Origin of the sequence: Methylophaga sulfidovorans, from assembly GCF_900114205.1 — a bacterium.
Classification (GTDB): Bacteria; Pseudomonadota; Gammaproteobacteria; order Nitrosococcales; family Methylophagaceae; genus Methylophaga; species Methylophaga sulfidovorans.
Map to the genome: position 1 here is coordinate 46,291 of NZ_FOSH01000016.1, position 20,539 is coordinate 66,829.

The following is a 20,539-nucleotide window of genomic DNA, read 5'->3' on the forward strand; positions in this document are numbered from 1 at the left end:
TCATTTATTTAGAAAGAAAACTTGATTTTAATTTTAAGCAAAGAGAAAATAAACGCCAAGTGATCATAAGGGTGTAGAGATGGTCCGTCTCCTGCTAAGTTTTTTTCTAATATGTTTTACAGCGCCGACATGGGCTGACTCAATTCAAGGTCTACGTGTATCTTCTGATAATCAGAGCGCGCGTTTAGTTTTTGATCTTGATAATAAAGTCAGCTACAAAGCGTTTACACTTGCTAACCCTGATCGGCTAGTCATCGATCTGAAAGATTTTCAGCAGCGCGACAAATTAACCATCCCGTCATTAATTAATACGCCAATCAAAGCTGTGCGTTATGCCGCTTATGATCAGCACACACTGCGCATCGTGTTAGATTTGGCGCATGAGGTGCAATATCAGGTTCAGTCTTTACCGCCACAAAAAGAGTATCCAAATCGTTTAGTGGTGGATTTAAGCTATACAAAAGCACAATTAAAACAATCCATCGCCGCAGTAAAAGATGAAGCATTAAATAAACCTGCGGCGACAGTGACAAATAAAGTTGAACAACAACAAAAAGTCATTAAAACCAATAAAATTCTGCCTCGCAGAGATATCATTATCGCCATCGATCCGGGACACGGTGGTCAGGACTCAGGAGCGATAGGCGCTCACGGCACAAAAGAGAAAGATGTTGTGCTGGCTATCGCGAAACGACTTGCCAAACTGGTCGATAAAGAACCTGGCATGCGTTCTTATTTAACTCGAAACAGTGATGTTTTTATCAGTTTAAGACAACGTATTCGTCGTGCCCGTGAAAATGGTGCCGATATGTTTATTTCTATTCATGCTGACGCCTTCACCAACCGTAATGCCAGAGGATCTTCGGTCTATGTGTTATCCAGCCGGGGCGCGAGTAGTGAAGCCGCTCAGATTCTGGCAGACAGAGAGAATGCGGCTGACTTAGCGGGTGGAATCAGTCTGGAAGATAAAGATGATTTGCTAGCTTCTGTGTTACTTGATCTTTCGCAAACGGCTAGTCTCGAAGGTAGTCTGGAAGTCGGTCAGACCGTATTATCAGGTTTGAAACGTGTAGGCCATGTACATAAGAAACATGTTGAATCTGCCGCGTTTGTCGTACTCAAATCACCAGATATTCCTTCTATTCTGGTTGAAACAGCCTTTATTTCTAATCCGGAAGAAGAACGCAAACTGAAAAATGGCAGCCATCAAAATAAACTGGCACATGCGATGATGGTGGGAATCCGTAACTATTTCCAGAAAAACTCATTACCTGGAACCAATCTGCCGCAGCAACATATTGTCAGTCGCGGAGATACCCTGAGCATGATTGCTCAGCGCTATCAGGTAAAAATGGCAGATATTAAATCAGCTAACAATCTGGCCTCTTCAGAAATTCAAATTGGTGATGTGTTAAAAATCCCCTAAACCTCTTTGCATCCATACGTTAAACTCTAGCGTATGAACGAAACCAGAATTCACGCTCTCCCACTTCATCTTGCCAATCAGATTGCTGCTGGTGAAGTCGTTGAGCGTCCAGCTTCCGTACTTAAAGAACTTGTTGAAAACAGTATTGATGCAGGTGCAAGCCAGATTGATATCATCATTGAAGGCGCGGGAAGCCAGCTGATTAAAGTCACCGATAATGGTGTAGGCATTCACCCTGAAGACTTGGCTTTAGCCTTAAGTCGTCACGCCACCAGTAAACTTCATAGCAGCGAACAACTCAGTGTGATTGGTAGCTTAGGCTTTCGTGGTGAAGCATTACCCAGTATCGCTTCAGTAACACGCTTGAGCCTGATATCCAAGCAAGCTGAACATGACTGTGCCTGGCAAGTGCGTTCAGATCAATTACAACCAGAGCCGGCAGCTCATCCGAATGGAACAAGCGTTAGCGTAGCTGAACTCTTTTTTAATTTACCAGCACGACGTCGTTTTCTGCGAAGCAATAAAACCGAGCTTCATCATCTCATTACTACGTTTTATCGACTCGCCTTGAGTCGCTTTGATATTGGTTTCAGTGCCCGTTTTGATGAACAAACCTCTATCAAATTATCCGCACTCAAATCTGCCGATACGTACTCGCAAAGACTGGCAAAAATCTGTGGTCAGGCTTTTGTTCGTGATGCCAACTACCTGGAACAATCTTTTGAAGATATTCATTTATCTGGTTGGGTCAGTAAACCTTCTGCGCACAGGGCTCAAACCGATGTGCAATATTTTTTCATTAATGGTCGGGTTATCAAGGACCGGGTCATTAATCACGCTATTCGTCAGGCCTATGGGGACTTGTTGCCATCTGGCCGCCAGGCAGCTTATGTTTTATATCTGACCATGCCTCTAGACCGTGTTGACGTCAATGTGCATCCAACCAAACATGAAGTTCGTTTCAGAGATGCGCGTTTAATTCACGGCCTTATCAACAAGGCTATTCAGGAAGCCATCCAGGAAACGCTGGAAAAAACTGATCCTCAGACAGAATTAAACTTACCGGAAACGAGACAGGTCAATGAACAGGTTTCAGGATATCAGGCAGAAAAATCATCACGGCAGTCCGCTACAAGAGTTAATAGCTTAGCTCATACTATTGATTGGTCAGCAGCCTCGATATTACATGGCCGTTTTATTGTTATTAATAGCCCGGAACCCGCGCTGATTGATCTGCAACAGGCGGATAAACGTATTCGTCAGCAACAATTCAAACAGGCTATTCAGGACAACAATCTGACTTCTAGACCAATTTTAGTTCCTATCCGTTTCCCTCTATCCGCTTCAGACATCGATAAGTTTCAACATTTTAAAACCTGTTTATCTTCGTATGCTATTGAGTTTGAAACGGATGACCGCTCGCTGACAATTAAACGCATTCCATTTCTTTTATCGCAGGTCGCCTTACCTGATTTAGTTAAACGGCTGACAACAATACTTGATAAAGAAAATAATGATAATGAGCAACTGCTAGTCGATGAATTAATACGCTTATTGCCAGAGAGCCCAATCCATAGCCTGGAACAGGCAAAACCCATTATCGAATCCGTGCTAAGTAATAACATCGATAAAACGGACTGCTATCGTAAACTTGATCCCAGCTTACTGACTGGCTTATTCTCGTCTTCATAATAATGACACTACTCCAGAGAGAAATATCATGGCTAAGTCTGCTCGTTCAGCTCCGTCCCTTGTCCCGGCTATTCTTGCCTTAATCGTACTGGTCGGATTAGCTTATTTACTTTTTGCTGATTTACAGCCCTCACGCACAGAACATACGGTTTCGCCCCCAATTGAACTTGAAGATTCGCAAATAGAAGAAGTCACCATCGAACCTGTCGCCCCCTCCGAAGATCAACAGGCGATTACCAAAAAAGAAGCTGAACAATTTGTGGATCATCTGGGCAGCAAAGCTGTGACTTTGGATGACAAACAAGGTGAGTTTGTCCGTAAAGATGGCACGATTGTTATTCCGAAAGTAGAAAAACGCGACACAACCATTGGTCAGTTACTTGCCGATAAAAGTCTCAGCCCTGATACCCCTGTCACCATTGAATACACTGAAACCGAAAAACAACAGACAACATTACAAGCTCTTGATGACAGTACCGAAGATAAAAATACAATTGTCACCATAGAAAAAGCGGATGGCAGCAAGCAACAAAGTCCATTGATGGATTTAATTCACGATAATAATGTAGATAAAAATGCACAAATTACCGTGATTAACGAACAAATCATTCAGAAAAAAACCACCATTGGTCAATTATCACAATCTGACATATCACCTAAGCAGGCAATTCACGCAGAAATTGATCAAGGTTCTATCGAGTTATCAGTGAATGATATTGTTAAGTCGGGCGGATTGGATGATAACGCATTGTTCTACCTTCACCGTGTCACCGAAGCAGATCGTCAGGGATTATGGGGCATTATTCAGTCAGGTTTGATCCAGCGTTTTCGCGAAGGTTTGACGCTTGAGGGCATAGGCATTAACAAAAACATGGTCAGAGTCACCATTCCCGCTGATGCCGATGAACCATTACCTACCGGTTTAAGCTCGTTTCTTGGCAAAATACTGAATAATAAGGTGGAATCCAGCTACATCTATAACTACACCACCAGCACGATGGGACATAACCCGGATCTTATTTATCCTGGCCAGCAACTGATTTTGATTCACTTCTCCAATGATGAGTTAAAACAAATCTATCAGTTCTTTGCTGATCAACGAAACGAACAAGCACAGACGTTTGCCATTCACTAATGATTTTAGAAATCTTATTTTTTGTCCTTGTGTTGCTGATTATTGGTGTGGCCTTTTTAATCCCGTTTGACTAAATTGTGTTCACACCTGACTGGCTTTCTTTGTCAGCTTTAAATTGTCCATAGCGCAACATCACGCTTGGCAGTACTAATAAATTCAATATCGTCGATGAAATCAAACCGCCGATAATAATACTCGCCATCGGTCCCATGATTTCACGTCCGGGACTATCCGAATTCATTGCAATTGGTAACATCGCCAGCGCAGTTACTAAAGCGGTAATCAGAATTGACGGTAAACGCTCCTGAGCACCACGAATAGCCGTATCCAGATTCCACTCTGCCCCTTCTTGTTTCACCATATATTGATAATGTGAGACCAGCATAATGGCATTACGCAGAGTAATACCAAAGAGCGTGACGAAGCCGACTAGTGAACCAATAGACAACACACCATTCGTTAATACAACAGCTAAAACGCCACCGACAAGCGAAAACGGCAGGTTAATCAACACCAGCAACATATTACGGAAACTTTGCAATGCCACAAACAGCAACAGTAAAACACCCACACCAGCTAAGGTGGAGTGAACAATCAAGTCCTCACGTGACTCAGCTTGTGCCACCGCAGCACCAGTAAATTCTGGATAGATATCTGCTGTAAAGGCTACTTCGTTATGGACTCGCTGTTTCAACTCAGCAAAGAAAGAACTTAAATCACGATTGGTGACATTAGCAGTGACGGTCTGCAAACGTTGTGACCCACGATGCTGAATCATATGACGTCCAGATACCTGCTGAATGGTCGCAATATCCTGCAAACGTAACATCACCCCATCGGGCGTCTGAATCGGTAATTCTCTTAATTGCTGAGGCTGTCTACGTAATTTCTCGGGCAAGACCACAACCACATTAAACACCTGATTGCCTTCATACACCTGACCCACCACAGCGCCATCAAAGCCTGTTTTGACTGCTCGCATCACCTGAGCAGGACGTAAGCCCCAGTAAGCCAGTTTATCTAAATCCAGGCGAACCTCGAGCTGTGGCTCTCCAGGTGGTGCACGCAATTGCACATCTGTTGCGCCATCAATATCCCTGATAGCTTTTGCTACTTCTTGCGCAGTCTGATCTAAGGCATTCAGATCTTTGCCATAAATATTCACCACGATCGGTGAGGTATAACCAGAAATAGTTTCATCTATACGTTCGGTCAAGAACGTATTCACTTCTGAATTTACGCCAGGAAACGTTTCTAAAATTTCACGAATTTGGTCAAGAACCCGCTGCTGTGATGGTCCATCCATCGGTTCCAGATCCACTTCATATTCGCTGTAGTGCGTGCCAAAGGTATCGGCACCACGCTCTGCCCGTCCAGCCCATTGCGAAGTTGATCGAACACCAGGTATTTCTGACACACGCTGCTCAATTCGGCCACCGATTCGCAAGGACTCTTCTATTGATGTGCCAGGTACGCTGGCAGTATGAATAATGTAATGACCTTCTCTTAGCTCGGGTAAGAAACTGCCACCTAAAAACGGTAATATCGCTAATCCGGCCAAGCAAAAGCCCATCACAGCAACTAATGTCATTCTCGGAAAGCGGCTTATTGATGACAGAACACGCCCATAAACAGGCTTTATCATTCTGACCAATGGTGGCTCATCATGACTGACATCACCTGCACGGGTCAGCAAGATATGACAAAGTGCTGGTGTGACAGTTAATGCCACAGCTAATGATGCAAAAATAGCCAGAATATACGCTTCACCCAATGGCTCAAACATTCGTCCGGCGACACCGCTTAAGGTCAGTAATGGCACAAACACCAGCATTACAATAAAGCTGGCATAGACTACTGAACTTCGTACTTCCATTGATGCTTCATACACCACATTCATAGTCGGCTTTGGACTTGCCAGCAACGCATTCTGCCTTAAGCGACGAAAGATATTCTCGGTATCAATAATGGCGTCATCCACCACTTCACCTAACGCTATCGCCAATCCCCCCAGCACCATGATGTTGATATTGATACCAAACTCCAGCAAGACAATCATGGCTGTAAATAGGGACAGAGGAATAGCCGTCATCGAAATAACGGCAGTACGGATATTAAATAAAAACAAAATCAGCACCAGCATGACTAGTGCGCCACCGACCATCAGATGCTCTTGGATATTGTGTAAGGAGGTCTGGATGTAATTAGCAGGCCGGAATAAGTCATCATGTAAGACCACGCCTTCAGCGGCAAAGCCATCTTTGAATTCATCTAAAGCTGCTTCAATACCTTCGGTCACCGCCAAAGTGTTCGCTTTGTACTGTCCGATCACCATCAAAACAACAGCGGGTTTACCACCAATAGCCGCACCACCAATAGTTGGCGCAGGTGCTTCTTTCACAGCGGCAATATCACCCAGCCGTAAAACAGTATTGCCCTGCTTTCTAACAACAACTTTGGCTAATTGCTTGGCATTAAGCGGTTGGCCACTGACTTGAATGGTCATCCGCTGATTCTGATTTTCAATAAAGCCCGTTCCCATAATGCCGGTAGCTTGCTGTGCCACAGTCATCACTTCATCAAGTGAAATGCCATATTTCGCTAATTTGCTGGGGTCAATTTGAATTTGTAATTGGCGTTCATGACCACCAAATACATTAATATCTGCCACACCGTCGACACTTAACAACCGCGGAGCCAACGTCCAGTCGACGAGTGAACGTAATGTCATTAAATCTTGCGAATCAGAAGTCAGGCCGATGGTCATAATAGTGCCGGATGAGGACTCCAACGGCACCATCAGCGGGCTTCCGACACCTGCAGGCAATGCTTCTTTCAAACCTAACAGGCGTTCAGACACTAACTGCCGGTCCAGATAAATATCTGTACTGTCATAAAACGTCATAATCAGTACGGACAAGCTGGGAATAGATTGTGAGCGGATAGATTCCATACCGACCAGACCGCCTAAGGCGTTTTCTAAAGGCTGAGTCACTAACACTTCCACCTGCTCAGCTGTCAGTCCCTGAGCTTCTGTTTGGATAATGACTTGTTTGGGTGCAAACTCAGGGAAGATATCCAGGCTGGAATTGGATAACTTATATATGCCATAAATCAGCAACATAGAGGCTAACGCCACGACCACGCCTCGAAAGCGCACTGAGAAAGCAACGATTTTAGACAACATACAGTGACACCCTAGTCAGCAGACAATGACAGAAGACGAGTTTAATCATCGTCGTCCTCATCATGAATCTGCCAGCGGAACTCTTCGGATAACAACATTTGTGCGCCAGAAATCACCAAACGGTTGCCTTCTTCAAACTCGTCCTGAATAAAAATACCGCCAGCGACGAGCTTGCCATCACTCAAAGGTATGCGTTTATAGCTGGTCTCATCTAATTGGATATAGGCCCATGGCTGACCTGAATACCAGACGATCGCCTCGTCCGGAATGTGGAATCCAGAGTCTGGCTCACTATTTTCTGGAATCCAGGCATCTAAACGCATCCCCAAACGAAGCTTGCCGGTCGCAATCCGAAAGTAATAGGTTTCACCCTGAATTTGTTTGGCACTGATATAGGCTGGAGAAACGAAATAGGCTTTTCTTGCAGAGGCGCGATCACCCGCACGAGATACCCGAATCACATTCACATTTGCCGGTAAAGACGATTCTATAGGGAGTGTCACCATTAATAGTGTGTCATGACGGTTAATTAGTCTTTCAAGCTCTTTTGAAGATTTATCCATGACCCAGCTCGCTATAGATTCACCCCAGCTTTGAATTAACTCTGTTTTAGCATCTTCAAGCTGAAACTCGGCAGAGTCGAGATTGGCTTTCGCTTCACGCCAGCTGGTCTCAGCATAAATCACATTTTTACTGGCCACACTGCCGGTGCCCTTAGCCAGCTTTTTCAATCTTTCCCATTCAAGTCGATCTGCATTTTCAGTGACCTTAGCGATGGTGACAGCCGAACGCAGCTGATTGAGTCGTGAGCGCCATTGGATGAGATCACGAATATCCACCACTTCCGCATAGGCTTTAAATTCAGGGAATAATAAGCTCTTCGTCAACTTAAGCGTTTGAATGCCTGTATAAGGAGCCGTTTCGTCGTCTAGTTTGACAATAAGCGGGCGATTCACATCACCGCTATGTTGAAGCTCATCGTCGTCATCATCATTATCTGCCTGTTGATGGCTGGAAATAATCGTTTGGAATCGCTCAGTCCATGATGTATCCGATAGGACCCCGACCACAATAAACACAACAGCAGCCAGAATTATCAACGACCAGAACCATTTTTTACTCGATGCCGACATTCAGTTATCCATTGAATAATCAATAAAAATAGCTGGTCATTAGAGCATGCCCCTCACAACCGGACAAGTCTGGAATACAATTAATGATGATTTCCCCTTGACATCAACACTGTCAGAAGGTTTAATACGCACCCTTATCGGCTCGATAGCTCAGTTGGTAGAGCAAGGGATTGAAAATCCCTGTGTCCCTGGTTCGATTCCAGGTCGAGCCACCATGGATTTTAAAGAACCCAGACTTCTGAAAAGAAGCTGGGTTTTTTATTGCCTGTCATTTTTGTTGCATAATTTCCACAGCAAATTATCGCCGTACTCGTATATCCTTATATCCTAATTTATCAACACTTCCGATAACAGATATTCAAAAATATGTGGTAAAAAAAACACAAAAATGTGATTTTCTCGTCAAATTTAAAAAAATTGTTGTAAAAGTGTTGCAATAGATTTTTTTATATGCAAAATAGCTAACAACCGAGACAAACTCCGGTTACGAGAGAGACTTAAAGTAATCTGTTAACAATTAGAAGGTGAAACAGAATGAAATTATTAAAAAAATCAACACTGGCTACATTAGTCGGTGCAGCAGCCTTGACAGCTGCTGGTGCAGCTAACGCGACAATCGTTGTCGGTGGTGAAAACGGCTACGAATTCAGCGTTGACGGTAACATCAACCAATTCTTTATCGCTAGCGATCAAAATAACGCTGGTGGTGGTCAAGATAACCAACAAGTAGCTAACGGCCTGTTACCTACATTCTTTGGTTTCAATGTAGCAATGCCTGAAATCAATGGTCTTAAAGTGGCAGCACGTGTTTCTATCTCACCATCAACTAACAATGGTAGCTATGTTAATGGTAATAACGCAATGGAACAACGTGAAGCGTATGCTACTGTTGACGGTTCATTTGGTCAAATCATGTTAGGTAAAGGCCTAGGTCTTTATTCGGCAAATAACATCCTGTTAGACCAAACTCTATACGGTGTGGGTGCGACTGGTCAGACAGCTGCAGGTAACCAAAACACAGGTACAACGTCTTTAGGTCGTATTGGTTGGGGTTATGACTATGCTAACTGGCGTTCACAAATCCGTTATACCACTCCTGATATGAACGGCTTTAAAGCTGCTGTCGCTGTAGTAGACGGTGAAGGCTTATTAGGAACTGTAGGCGACGATAGTGAAAAAGATCCTCGTTATGAAGCATCTTTAAGCTATGCAACAGCATTTGACGGCGGTTCTATGAAACTGTGGTTAGATGGTATGACTCAAAAAATTAAATATTCAACAGCAGCTGGCTCAGAAAGATCTGATGCATATACTGTTGGTGGTCAATTAATCTTTGGTGGTATTGAAGCGGTTGCATCATATTACGACAGTAAAGGTCAAGGTATTGGTGGACTAGGTCTTGGTGCAGCAGATGCTAACGGAAAGGCTGTTGACGGAGATGGTTACTATGCACAGTTAGGTTACCGTTTTGCTGGTCAAACATTCGTTGCAGCATCATACGGTGAATCAACACTTGACCGTGGAAACACCGAAGATATCGACACAAACTCAATGACTACAATCGGTATCTACCATGATGTAACGGCTAACCTGAAACTGGTTGCTGAATATTCTAAGATGGAAACAGAGTATCACAGCTCAGCAACTTCTGATGCAGATGTTGACGTTCTATCTGTTGGTGGTTTCATCAGCTGGTAAGCTAATCTGAAACAATTCATTAGAATTGATTCAAAGCTTATTAAAAAGGCCTCAACCTTCGGGTTGGGGCTTTTTTTATATCTGTCTTTTTTTATTTACACTATCGATCCGCCCCCCCCCCCTAAAACGCTTTTGCTCACTTCTGCTGTTTTAAAATTCACTGCGCACTTTTGGGGCTTTTTAAAAATAAACGGTGCTTTTTAGTGCACTAAAATCAACTATCACGTCCTTTCTGTATAGTCGATAACACAACACTTTTTTATTTCCACCATCTAGATCTAAGTCTTTGAAACTGCTGAAAAGACTGACTATCACTGCTTTCAATTAAGTCTTTCTCATTATTTTTCACCAACTTTTCTTTAGAAAGTCAGTAACCAAGCTCTGCTGGCATAGTTACTGCAGACATCAGTATTACCAAATTGGTAAATCGTAATACTAACTGGGGTATCTAAAAATGAAAAAAAGATTGTTTCTATCTGTTTTCGCAGGCTTATTACTCGCTGGTAATGCCAGTGCTGAACCACTTAAGATAGGCTACAGCGACTGGCCAGGCTGGGTTGCCTGGGAAATTGCTATCGAAAAACACATGTTTGAGAAAGTGGGTGTGGATGTACAATTTGAATGGTTTGATTACGTTGCCAGTATGGATGCCTTTGCTGCGGGCCAGTTAGATGCAGTTACTATGACTAATGGCGATGCTTTGGTAACGGGGGCTACCGGCGCACAAAACGTGATGATCCTGATTAATGACTACAGTAATGGTAACGATATGATTGTCGGCGCGCCTGGCATCAATTCCATCACTGATCTGAAAGGTAAAAAAGTAGGTGTCGAACTGGGTTTTGTTGATCACTTATTATTACTGAATGGTTTAGAAAAAGCGGGTATGACTGAAAGTGATGTTGAATTAGTCAATGTCCCCACCAATGAAACACCGCAAGTATTGGCTTCAGGTCAGGTCGATGCTGTTGGTGCATGGCAACCAAGTTCGGGCCAGGCTTTGCAACTTGTTCCAGGCTCAAAACCTATCTACACCAGTGCCGATGAACCCGGCCTTATTTATGATGTACTCGCAGTATCACCATCAAGCTTAGCGGCCCACAAAGATGAGTGGAAAAAAGTTATCGATGCCTGGTATATGGCGGTTGATTACTTAAATGATCCTAAAACACGTGATGATGCGATCAGCATTATGGCCGCACGGGTTGGTGTTGAACCAGAAGTTTATAAAGCCTTTATTGATGGAACAAAGATTTTGACCAAAGAAGAGGCGCAGGCCTTTATGAAAAAAGCGGATGGTTTCGGTTCTTTGTATGGTTCAACTGAAATTGCCGACAAGTTTAATGTCGACAATAAAGTTTATGCAGATAAGCAGACTGTCGAAAATTATATTGATCCCTCCCTTTTACTAGGCGAGTAATACGTTAACGGGTACCGGCATTTCTGTCGGTACCTCTCTCCTCCTGATTTTTTATGTCATTTACAGGCAGGGGATCGTGTTGTCTGAAAATAGCAAAGGTACTGTTTATGTCACTCTTTTCAGTTAATAAACCGCTTGAACCGCGTAGTCGACAATTAGTGACTATTAGCAGTTTTGTATTACCAATTCTTCTCTGGTGTCTGGTCAGTTATGTACCGTTTATCTGGCATCCGGAAGTAGAAATCACTTCGCCCGGCTCTGTGAACTACTTTCGTGAAGGTATGTTGGTTAATAAAACAGTTTTTAATGCAGAAAGTGACAAAGCGTCTGCAGCAGGTAAAGCCACACCTGAAGGTATACCTGCCAACCCAATTTATCTGCCTGCGCCACATGAGGTACTAACTGCTTTCTATACGTCATTTACCACCGAACCTAAACGTAGCAGTGAGCTTTGGTTACATGAAAGTCTTTGGAGCAGTATTCAGGTTATTTTTTATGGCTTCCTTTTATCATCGATCATTGGCATTCCGCTAGGCGTATTAGCTGGTACCTATGACTTCTTCTCTCGCCTATTCGAGCCTTTTATTGAATTCTTTCGCTACCTTCCAGCACCAGCCTTTGGTGCGTTGGCAGTCGCTGTTCTGGGCATATACCAGGCCCCAAAAATTGCCATCATTTTTATCGGTACCTTTTTTCAGCAAGTACTCATCGTAGCGAATACCACCCGTAAGCTGGACCCAGCTTTACTCGAAGCAGGTCAAACCTTGGGAGCCAACAATCGCTCCATGCTATTTCGTATCGTTCTACCGGGGATTTTGCCAGATCTATACCGTGATACTCGCATTCTGCTTGGCTGGGCATGGACCTATCTGATTGTGGCCGAATTGATTGGTACCAGCTCAGGCATCACCTGGTTTATCACCCAACAGGCACGTTACAAAAACTTCGACAATGTCTTCGCTGCCATCATGATGATCGGCATTTTAGGCCTGACCATTGACTTATTACTTGCCTGGTTTGGACGTCGTCTTTTCCCTTGGCAAAAAGCGAATTAGGAGCACGATATGAGTGAATCAACCTTACCCGATTATCGCGTTCAGTCTGATGCTGTTCGAGATCGTTTTGCCCGCATCAAAAAGCGTCCGGTGACGATGGAAGTTGCTGGATTAAGCAAAACATTCCAAAGCCGACATGGGACTGTTACCGCCCTGAAAGACATTAACCTGACTATCCATAAACGTGAATTTGTCTGCGTGATCGGACCATCAGGCTGTGGTAAATCCACCCTGATTCGCATTCTGGCTGGCCTTGAGCAAGCCACCGAAGGTGAAGTCAAACTGGATGGCAAAGTCGTCGATAAACCGGGGCCAGAGCGAGGCATGGTATTCCAGGGTTACACCTTGTTCCCATGGCTAACCGTCAAGAAAAACATTATGTTTGGTCTGATTGAGTCTGGCTATGACAAAGGCACGGCAGAAGCGGAAGCCAGACAATGGATCGAGTTAATTGGCTTGTCACGCTTTGAAAACAGCTATCCACATCAACTCTCTGGCGGTATGAAACAACGGGTGGCCATTGCCAGAGCATTAGCCAATAAACCCAAAGTGCTGTTGATGGATGAGCCCTTTGGTGCACTTGATGCACAAACTCGTAGCAAAATGCAGGCATACCTGATGGAGATTTGGAAAAACATCGATGTCACGGTGTTTTTTATCACCCACGATTTAGATGAAGCCATTTATCTGGCGGATCGCATTCTGGTGCTGAAAGCGAATCCGGGTGAAGTACAGGAAGTCATCGAAGTGGCTGTGCCTCAGCCACGTCATCCGGAACAATTTTTATCCCCCGAGTTTATTGCTACCAAGAAGCGTCTGGAAGAACTGATTCACCCTCCTAAGCAGGATGATGATGAAGATCACCTGAACCTTGTGCGCATGGTGCCTGTAAATGATGAAGTTGGGAGCGTTTTCTAATGTATGAATTAGCACAAATGACTTGGGAAGAAGTCGCTACAGCAGTTAAAAACGGTGTTGATACCGCTTTACTTCCGGTAGGAGCTACCGAACAGCACGGGCCACATATGGGCTGTGGTATGGACTCGGCCATTGCTGACACCTTATGCAAAGAAGTGGCGAAACAAACACCGGTTATTTTATTACCGACCCAGCCCTATGGCTGCTCTATCGGTCACTCCAAAAGGTGGCCAGGCACGATGGCTTTGAATCCCAAAACATTAATTGATGTTATTTCCGATATCGGTGACTGGGTGGCTTCTTCTGGTATCAAACGACTATTACTTATCAACGGTCATGTGACCAATGCTGCCCCACTTCGTTGTGCCTTGGAAATGCTCAGAGCGCGTCATGACGACTTAATGATTGGCTTAGTACATACCGCTCAAATTTCGGAGCGAGTCCGCAAAGCCCATCACGACGATGCTGAAGACTGGCATGCCAATCAAGCCGAAACAGCCTTGATGATGGCCTTACATCCGGAGTTAGTGCGTGAAGATAAATTACTCGACGCTGACGATCCGGACCGAACTGATGGCTGCGTGTTTAGCCATCCTGTCAATCGCACCAGTTTAAATGGCGTGACAGGTAAACCATCTGCAGCAACAAAAGCTGATGGTGAAGCACTTTTTTCATGGATGTGTGAAGACTTATCTCAACTGGTGATGAGAGCAATTAAGGAACAACCGCCGCTTGATCAAAGCTACCACCAGTCTCTTTTATAAATCATTAACCAAAGAAGGGTAATCTCATGATTAACATCAAAACTGATGACGAAATCAAAAAAATACAAGAAGAGCTAAAAAGCAAAGGCGTGAAATATTGCATGGGTACTTATGTCGATATCCATGGTGTGCCTAAAGGTAAAGTCGTCCCGCTCTCGCATTTACACCATATGGCGCATGGCTCAGAACTTTATACTGGTTATGCTGTTGATGGTTTGGGACAACAACCAAATGATGATGAAATTGCCTCTGTACCAGATCTGGATCACATCATACAAATGCCATGGCAGCCTGAAATTGCCTGGATGCCAGCTGATAATACCTTATACAAAAAACCGTATATGCTCAGCACACGAGTTCTACTCAAATCTGTACTGGAACAAGCAAAAGAGCTCGGTTATGGCATGAATCTCGGTATTGAAGCAGAAGTTTATCTGGTGAAAAAAAATGCCGACGGCACCCTGTCCGTACCTGACCCTGATGATAAATTGAAAAAGCCCTGTTATGACACCCGTGCTTTTTTAAGTAACTTCAGCTGGTTAGACAAAATGGCCACCAGCATTGATGATCTGGGTTGGGGCCTCTATTCCTTCGATCATGAAGATGCCAATGCTCAGTTCGAGTTTGACTTTAACTACGCAGATGCCGTTACCAGCTGCGATCGCTTCACCTTTTTGAAAATGATGGCAAAAGAATATGCCAAACAGGAAGATCTGTTAGCTACATTCATGCCTAAACCTTTCTCAAATAAAACTGGGACGGGTGCTCACTTTAATATGTCGCTTTATGATCTGGAAACAGGAGCCAATCTGTTCCAGTGCAAACCTGAAGAAGATGAGCATGGCTTAGGTTTAACTAAATTAGGTTATCAATTCATCGCTGGCGTTTTAAAACATGGTCCTGCTTTATGTGCAGTATTCGCACCAACCGTAAACTCATATAAACGACTGGTTCGCCAAGGTGATATGCCTTATTTCACCTGGGCGCCGGTATTTAACTCTTTTGGTTCTAATAACCGCACCAACTCAGTTCGTGTACCAATGGGTGGTGGTCGCTGTGAGTCACGTAATGCCGATGGCGCTGTTAATCCGTATCTTGCAGCCGCGTTAGTTCTAGCAGCTGGATTGGAAGGTATTAAAGAAGGCCTTGATCCTGGTAAACCTCAGGAACGTAATCTGTATGAGTTAACAGAAGCGGAACGTGAGGAGTTGGGAATTCAGTTTTTACCCAGAACTTTGGACGAAGCTATTCAGGCATTCGCTGCCGATCCATTTGTAGAAGAAGTACTGGGTAGTGAGTTGAGAAATGAATTCATTCGTTATAAACAAGCTGAATGGAATGAATATCATACTGTCGTCAGCGCATGGGAAGTTGAGCGTTACAGTCACTTATTCTAGGAAAAACAGGACATCACCTCAGTTTAACGCTGGGGTGATAGTCTTATCCGTCTAGGCAATAATGGTGACAAGCTTCGGGAGTTCGTATGAGTAAAGAAAAAGTCAGTCGTATCAGCATCTCATTACCTGAAAGTCTGCTGGAAGGTTTGGATGAAATGGTCAGTAAACGGGGATTTGAAAGTCGCTCCCAAGCAATTTGTGACATGATTAATTTACAAATCAATGAACACCGTGCCCAACAAGGCGATACCGTGATGACTGGCACCGTTAATCTGGTTTATAACCACTCAGTACCCGGCCTGCAAAAACGTCTTCACGATCTTCAATATGAATATATTGATGAAGTTATCAGTAATCTGAATGTCAACTTGACCCATACCAACACACTATCTGTCATTCTGGTACAAGGCCCGGCCAATCGCCTGAACATGATCGCAGACAAAATGATTACGCTGCGAGGTGTTGTATATGGACGTTTATTATTGAACGCCGATATTATTCCCCCTATCCACCCTTTGCCTCCTAAGCAAACGTAAAACTATTGTAGCTATTGTTGTCAGTTGACCTAAGGCTATGGATTCAGTAGTTTTATGCTCTGCAATAAATTCACTGGCCAAAACATGACTGATACAACTTTTCTCCCACCACTCATCGCAGCGATTCAAGCTGAAATACTTAACAATGAAGAAGAAATTTCTGCACTGGATCGAGCGATTGGTGATGGTGACCATGTCACTAACCTGATACGCGGACTTGAAGCGTTGAGCAAGCTGAATGATGAATTGGTGCAACTGGATTGGTCAGCAGCATTCATGAAAATAGGCATGACACTAATGTCAACCATGGGAGGCGCCTCAGGCTCGTTACTGGGCTCCATGTTTGTCAGTATGGGTAAAGAAGCCAAAGAGCAAGACATTGATCTGGCAGGAATCACTGCTATATACGCAGCGGGCGTTGAGTCAATCAAAGCCCGGGGCAAAGCCGATATTGGTGAAAAAACCATGCTGGATACTCTCATTCCAGTCATGCAATCGTTGCAAAGTGATGCTGAACAAAACTCAGATAAAGCCACGGTATTGGCTAATATCAAGGCAGCCGCTACACAAGGTATGCAATCAACCAAAGACATGCTGGCAACAAAAGGAAGGGCATCATTTTTGGGTGAACGCGCCCGCGGTCACATAGATGCAGGCGCACGCACTTCGCAGTTAATTCTTTGTGTCATTGCTGACCAGCTAAGCGAAAATTAAATTCCCCAACGTAATGCTGCAGTATGTACAGGCGCATCCCAATACTGCAGCATTTCGTCATCCATCAACGTTAATGTAATAGAGCAGCCTGCCATATCCAGTGATGTGGTGTAGTTCCCTACTAGTGAACGAACAATTTTGATACCACGTTCTTCAAAAAACTGAGCAGCTGAATCATAGACCAAATATAGCTCCATCAACGGTGTGGCACCAAAGCCATTGATATGTAGTAAAGCGCATTGTTCTTTCGCAGGCTTTAAATCCTCATCAATTGCCTTAGCAAGTATCTGCACAAGCTCATCCGCTGTGGTCAGACTCATTACTTCTCGTCCGCGCTCACCATGAATGCCAACACCCATCTCAACTTCATTATCAGAGATATCAAAGGTAGGCTGTCCCAAAGCAGGCACAGTACAACTGGTCAGAGCCACTCCCATTGAAGCGGTTGAATTCACCACCTTATCTCCAAGCTGTTTACAAGTTGCTAAATCTGCTCCAGCTTCTGCGGCGGCGCCCACAATTTTTTCTACAATTAATGTCCCTGCAACACCACGACGGCCGGTACTATGATCTTTGGGCAAAGACACATCATCATTCACCAGAACAGTTTCATGCGGGCAATCCAGCATCTCAGCCGCAATTTCAAAATTCATCACGTCACCGGCATAGTTTTTAACAATAAACAACACGCCAGCACCATTTTCAACAGCTTGTGCCGCCATCAGCATTTGGTCAGGTGTTGGAGATGTAAAAACTTGTCCAGGACAAGCCGCATCCAACATACCTTTCCCTACCAGTCCAGTATGCAACGGTTCATGACCAGCACCACCACCAGAAATTAACGCCACTTTATTTTCAGACTTATTTTTTCGACTAACATAATTGGGTTGATGATTGAATTGAATAATATTGCTATGCGCTCTGGCAAAACCATTCAAACTCTCTTCAAGAACACTTTCCACACTATTAATCAATTTTTTCATCTCTCACTTCCTTTTTTTGTTTTCTTTAATTTTTCAAGGCCTTGGTTAATGCCGCCAGATCATCCAAAATCCATGTAGGCTCATAATCCACTTTTTGCACATCCTCAGCCGAAGACACACCGGTTAAAACCAGCACACTACGAATACCCGCATTAACTGCACCCAGAATATCGGTATTAAGACGATCACCAATCGCAATGGTTGTCTCTTTTGTCGTACCTAGAATTTTTAACGCCTGTTCATACAGGATAGGCTCGGGCTTACCGATAGATATGGGTTTCACACCGGTGACAGACTCCAATGCTGCTAAGACACCACCATTGCCCATCACTTCACCAAGCTCAGTGGGAAGAGTAGAATCTGAATTTGTCGCATAAAACGTCGCACCCGCATTAATATTTAATGTCGCAGTTGCTAATTTATCCCAGGTTAATTTGCGATCCAATCCGGATACAACAATATCTGCCGTTCGACCAGTGATTCCTTTTTCAGTTTGATCGACTTCGTATAGATCGGTAAGTACAAAGCCATTTTCTAATAAAGGTTGTTTTAATCCATCTTCGCCAATAACAAATACACGTTTTTTATCACCGGGTAAGTGTTCACACAAATAACTGACTGTGGCCATACTGGAAGTAAGGATTTCCTCGGCAGTCACCTGAATATTCATCGATGACAACTTTTCGATATATTGCTGCTGAGTCAAACTGGCGTTATTGGTTGCCAAGACAAAAGGAATCTTCTGATTTCTGAGCAATTGAAAAAAATCTTCCAAGCCTGGCATTGATTTGTTGCCATGCCAGAGCACACCATCCATATCGATTATCAAACCAGCCACATTATCTAAACTGACCGCAGATTCTGTATTCAAAATATATCCTCGCAACTATACAATCTGGTCACAGAGAGTCGCATACTGCAAATCATTGTGTCTAGTGATAAAAATGATGATAAATGTCGAGATTGAGTCAAAAATTGACAGCATCTGTTGATCTGCTTTATAGTCTGCGAGCGTATTTTCAACGTAATAACTCATAAATTAAATTAATTAGGAGCATGTCAGCATGGCAAAAGCACTTATTCAAATGGCACTGGATTCTCTGGATTTCGATCAAACAATCGCGCTTGCAGAGCAAGTTGCTCCTTACGTCGATATCTTAGAAATTGGTACACCTTGCATCAAGTACAACGGTCTTGAACTGGTTACTGCACTGAAAAGCAAATTCCCTAACAACCTGATCCTGGTTGACCTGAAAACAATGGACGCTGGTGAATACGAAGCAACTCCATTCTACGAAGCAGGTGCGGATATCTGTACAGTATTAGGTGTTTCTGATAAAGCGACAATGGGCGGCGTAATCAAAGCAGCTAATGCTAACAACGCTGAAGCTCAAATCGACTTAATCAGTGTTAAAGACAAAAAAGCAGTAGCTACTGAAGCTGCTCGTAACGGTGCTCAAATCATCGGTGTTCACACTGGTCTTGACGCACAAGCAGCTGGTCAAACACCTTTTGCTGATCTGAAAGATATCGCTAGCTTAAACTTAGGTGTACGTATCTCTGTTGCTGGTGGTCTGAACAAAAACACTATTCAAGACACTGTTCGCGCTGGCGCGACAATCGTTGTTGTTGGTGCAGCAATCTACGGTGCAGATTCTCCAGCTGAATCAGCTAAAGAATTACGTGCTTTAGTTGACGCAGCATAAGCAATAGCTTTGCAAAAGTAGAAAATAAAACGAGTGGTCGATGACCGCTCGTTTTTTTTCATGCTCACCTGATTAATTTATTAATTTAAATAATGAGGTAAGATAGTGGCCATTGGTTATTGATAATAATTATTTTAATTAACCAATCTCAAATTCAAATGGATTAATCCTATTGCTTGTCGACTTCTGGCATTTCCGCCCGAGTTCTCCCGACTTGCCACGATTAATCTAAAATAGTAATTTACCCGTTGCACCAACCTCGTTATGTTGGGCAGATGGGGTTAAAATGTAACAGGGGTATAATATTATGAGTGATAAAGGTTTCTTTGCATCAGTTTGTGGATTTTTTAAAAGCCTGTTTTCATCAAGTCCTGCTAGTCATACGAGTCCTGCACCGACAAGCAGTGCTAAGCCAACAAGCCCAGCAGCAAAAACAACAAACGATGGATTGACAGGTGTTGAACGCTATATCAGAAACCAAGCAAATAGTGGTTCAAAACTGACTGGTGTCGAAAAATATATTAGAAATAAAACGACATCTGTAAAAGTTGTAACTGGTGTTGAACAATATATCCGTAACAAAGCACAAGCAAAACCAATGACAGGTGTTGAACGTTATATTCAAAGCAAAGGTTAAAACAAACCCTATACACCCAGATTTATGGAAAAGCCGGGATTGCCCGGCTTTGCCAACATAATAATCAATAAAATCAACCATACAGTCAGCGTTCTATACGATGACTGTTAATTTTTAACTTAAAAATTGAAGGTACGA

Annotated in this window: 17 protein-coding genes and 1 tRNA gene; 14 read left to right on the top strand and 4 right to left on the bottom strand. The window is 43.5% G+C overall.

The window, feature by feature from the left end; genetic code table 11:
• The first annotated feature begins 79 nt into the window (after nt 1-79).
• From BM232_RS12400 to BM232_RS12410, 3 genes are read left to right on the top strand one after another with little or no spacing between them, the layout of a single operon-like run.
• Entirely contained in the window at nt 80-1,426 is a 1,347-nt protein-coding gene (locus tag BM232_RS12400; protein ID WP_091715217.1) for an N-acetylmuramoyl-L-alanine amidase, read from the top strand.
• A gap of 33 nt (nt 1,427-1,459) precedes the next feature.
• On the top strand, nt 1,460-3,118 hold the full coding sequence (gene mutL / locus BM232_RS12405) for a DNA mismatch repair endonuclease MutL (protein ID WP_091715219.1): 1,659 nt from the start codon (nt 1,460-1,462) through the stop codon (nt 3,116-3,118).
• A gap of 28 nt (nt 3,119-3,146) precedes the next feature.
• On the top strand, nt 3,147-4,253 hold the full coding sequence (locus BM232_RS12410) for a hypothetical protein (RefSeq protein WP_091715220.1): 1,107 nt from the start codon (nt 3,147-3,149) through the stop codon (nt 4,251-4,253).
• A gap of 70 nt (nt 4,254-4,323) precedes the next feature.
• Here BM232_RS12410 and BM232_RS12415 read toward each other — a convergent pair whose 3' ends face one another.
• Together BM232_RS12415 and BM232_RS12420 are read right to left on the bottom strand one after the other, a co-directional pair.
• On the bottom strand, nt 4,324-7,440 hold the full coding sequence (locus BM232_RS12415; protein WP_091715221.1) for an efflux RND transporter permease subunit: 3,117 nt from the start codon (nt 7,438-7,440) through the stop codon (nt 4,324-4,326).
• Nucleotides 7,441-7,481: 41 nt separating this feature from the next.
• Nucleotides 7,482-8,573, bottom strand: a complete 1,092-nt coding sequence (locus BM232_RS12420) for an efflux RND transporter periplasmic adaptor subunit (RefSeq protein WP_091715222.1) — start codon at nt 8,571-8,573, stop codon at nt 7,482-7,484.
• Between the two features lie 139 nt (nt 8,574-8,712).
• Here BM232_RS12420 and BM232_RS12425 point away from each other — a divergent pair.
• From BM232_RS12425 to dhaL, 9 genes are all read left to right on the top strand, one after another.
• Nucleotides 8,713-8,788: transfer RNA gene (locus BM232_RS12425), tRNA-Phe, on the top strand.
• A 319-nt stretch (nt 8,789-9,107) separates the two neighbouring features.
• Entirely contained in the window at nt 9,108-10,271 is a 1,164-nt protein-coding gene (locus BM232_RS12430; protein WP_091715223.1) for a porin, read from the top strand.
• 454 nt (nt 10,272-10,725) lie between these two features.
• On the top strand, nt 10,726-11,691 hold the full coding sequence (locus BM232_RS12435; RefSeq protein ID WP_091715228.1) for an ABC transporter substrate-binding protein: 966 nt from the start codon (nt 10,726-10,728) through the stop codon (nt 11,689-11,691).
• 107 nt (nt 11,692-11,798) lie between these two features.
• Nucleotides 11,799-12,746 (top strand): ABC transporter permease, encoded by a 948-nt coding sequence (locus BM232_RS12440; protein ID WP_091715229.1) that lies wholly within the window; start codon nt 11,799-11,801, stop codon nt 12,744-12,746.
• Nucleotides 12,747-12,755: 9 nt separating this feature from the next.
• Nucleotides 12,756-13,664, top strand: a complete 909-nt coding sequence (locus BM232_RS12445; protein ID WP_091715230.1) for an ABC transporter ATP-binding protein — start codon at nt 12,756-12,758, stop codon at nt 13,662-13,664.
• Nucleotides 13,664-14,428, top strand: a complete 765-nt coding sequence (locus BM232_RS12450; RefSeq protein WP_091715231.1) for a creatininase family protein — start codon at nt 13,664-13,666, stop codon at nt 14,426-14,428. The genes BM232_RS12445 and BM232_RS12450 overlap by 1 nt, the downstream gene beginning before the upstream one ends.
• A gap of 26 nt (nt 14,429-14,454) precedes the next feature.
• Nucleotides 14,455-15,825: a type III glutamate--ammonia ligase gene (glnT, locus tag BM232_RS12455; RefSeq protein ID WP_007147021.1), complete on the top strand. Its 1,371-nt coding sequence runs from the start codon at nt 14,455-14,457 to the stop codon at nt 15,823-15,825.
• Nucleotides 15,826-15,911: 86 nt separating this feature from the next.
• On the top strand, nt 15,912-16,361 hold the full coding sequence (gene nikR / locus BM232_RS12460; protein ID WP_007147022.1) for a nickel-responsive transcriptional regulator NikR: 450 nt from the start codon (nt 15,912-15,914) through the stop codon (nt 16,359-16,361).
• 84 nt (nt 16,362-16,445) lie between these two features.
• On the top strand, nt 16,446-17,075 hold the full coding sequence (dhaL, locus tag BM232_RS12465) for a dihydroxyacetone kinase subunit DhaL (RefSeq protein WP_091715275.1): 630 nt from the start codon (nt 16,446-16,448) through the stop codon (nt 17,073-17,075).
• On the opposite strand, the gene dhaK is transcribed toward dhaL, so the two are convergent.
• The gene (dhaK, locus tag BM232_RS12470; protein WP_091715233.1) at nt 17,072-18,058 is read right to left on the bottom strand and encodes a dihydroxyacetone kinase subunit DhaK; all 987 of its coding nucleotides are present in this window, start codon (nt 18,056-18,058) and stop codon (nt 17,072-17,074) included. The two genes, dhaL and dhaK, sit on opposite strands and share 4 nt — an antisense overlap.
• Before the next feature lie 25 nt (nt 18,059-18,083).
• Entirely contained in the window at nt 18,084-18,929 is an 846-nt protein-coding gene (locus tag BM232_RS12475; RefSeq protein ID WP_091715235.1) for an HAD-IIA family hydrolase, read from the bottom strand.
• Between the two features lie 193 nt (nt 18,930-19,122).
• Here BM232_RS12475 and hxlA point away from each other — a divergent pair, with 193 nt between their 5' ends.
• Nucleotides 19,123-19,764 carry a 3-hexulose-6-phosphate synthase gene (gene hxlA / locus BM232_RS12480; RefSeq protein WP_091715240.1) on the top strand — a complete coding sequence of 214 codons (642 nt, stop codon included), beginning with the start codon at nt 19,123-19,125 and terminating at the stop codon, nt 19,762-19,764.
• A gap of 307 nt (nt 19,765-20,071) precedes the next feature.
• Nucleotides 20,072-20,401, top strand: a complete 330-nt coding sequence (locus BM232_RS12485) for a hypothetical protein (protein ID WP_091715243.1) — start codon at nt 20,072-20,074, stop codon at nt 20,399-20,401.
• Nucleotides 20,402-20,539 lie beyond the last annotated feature (138 nt).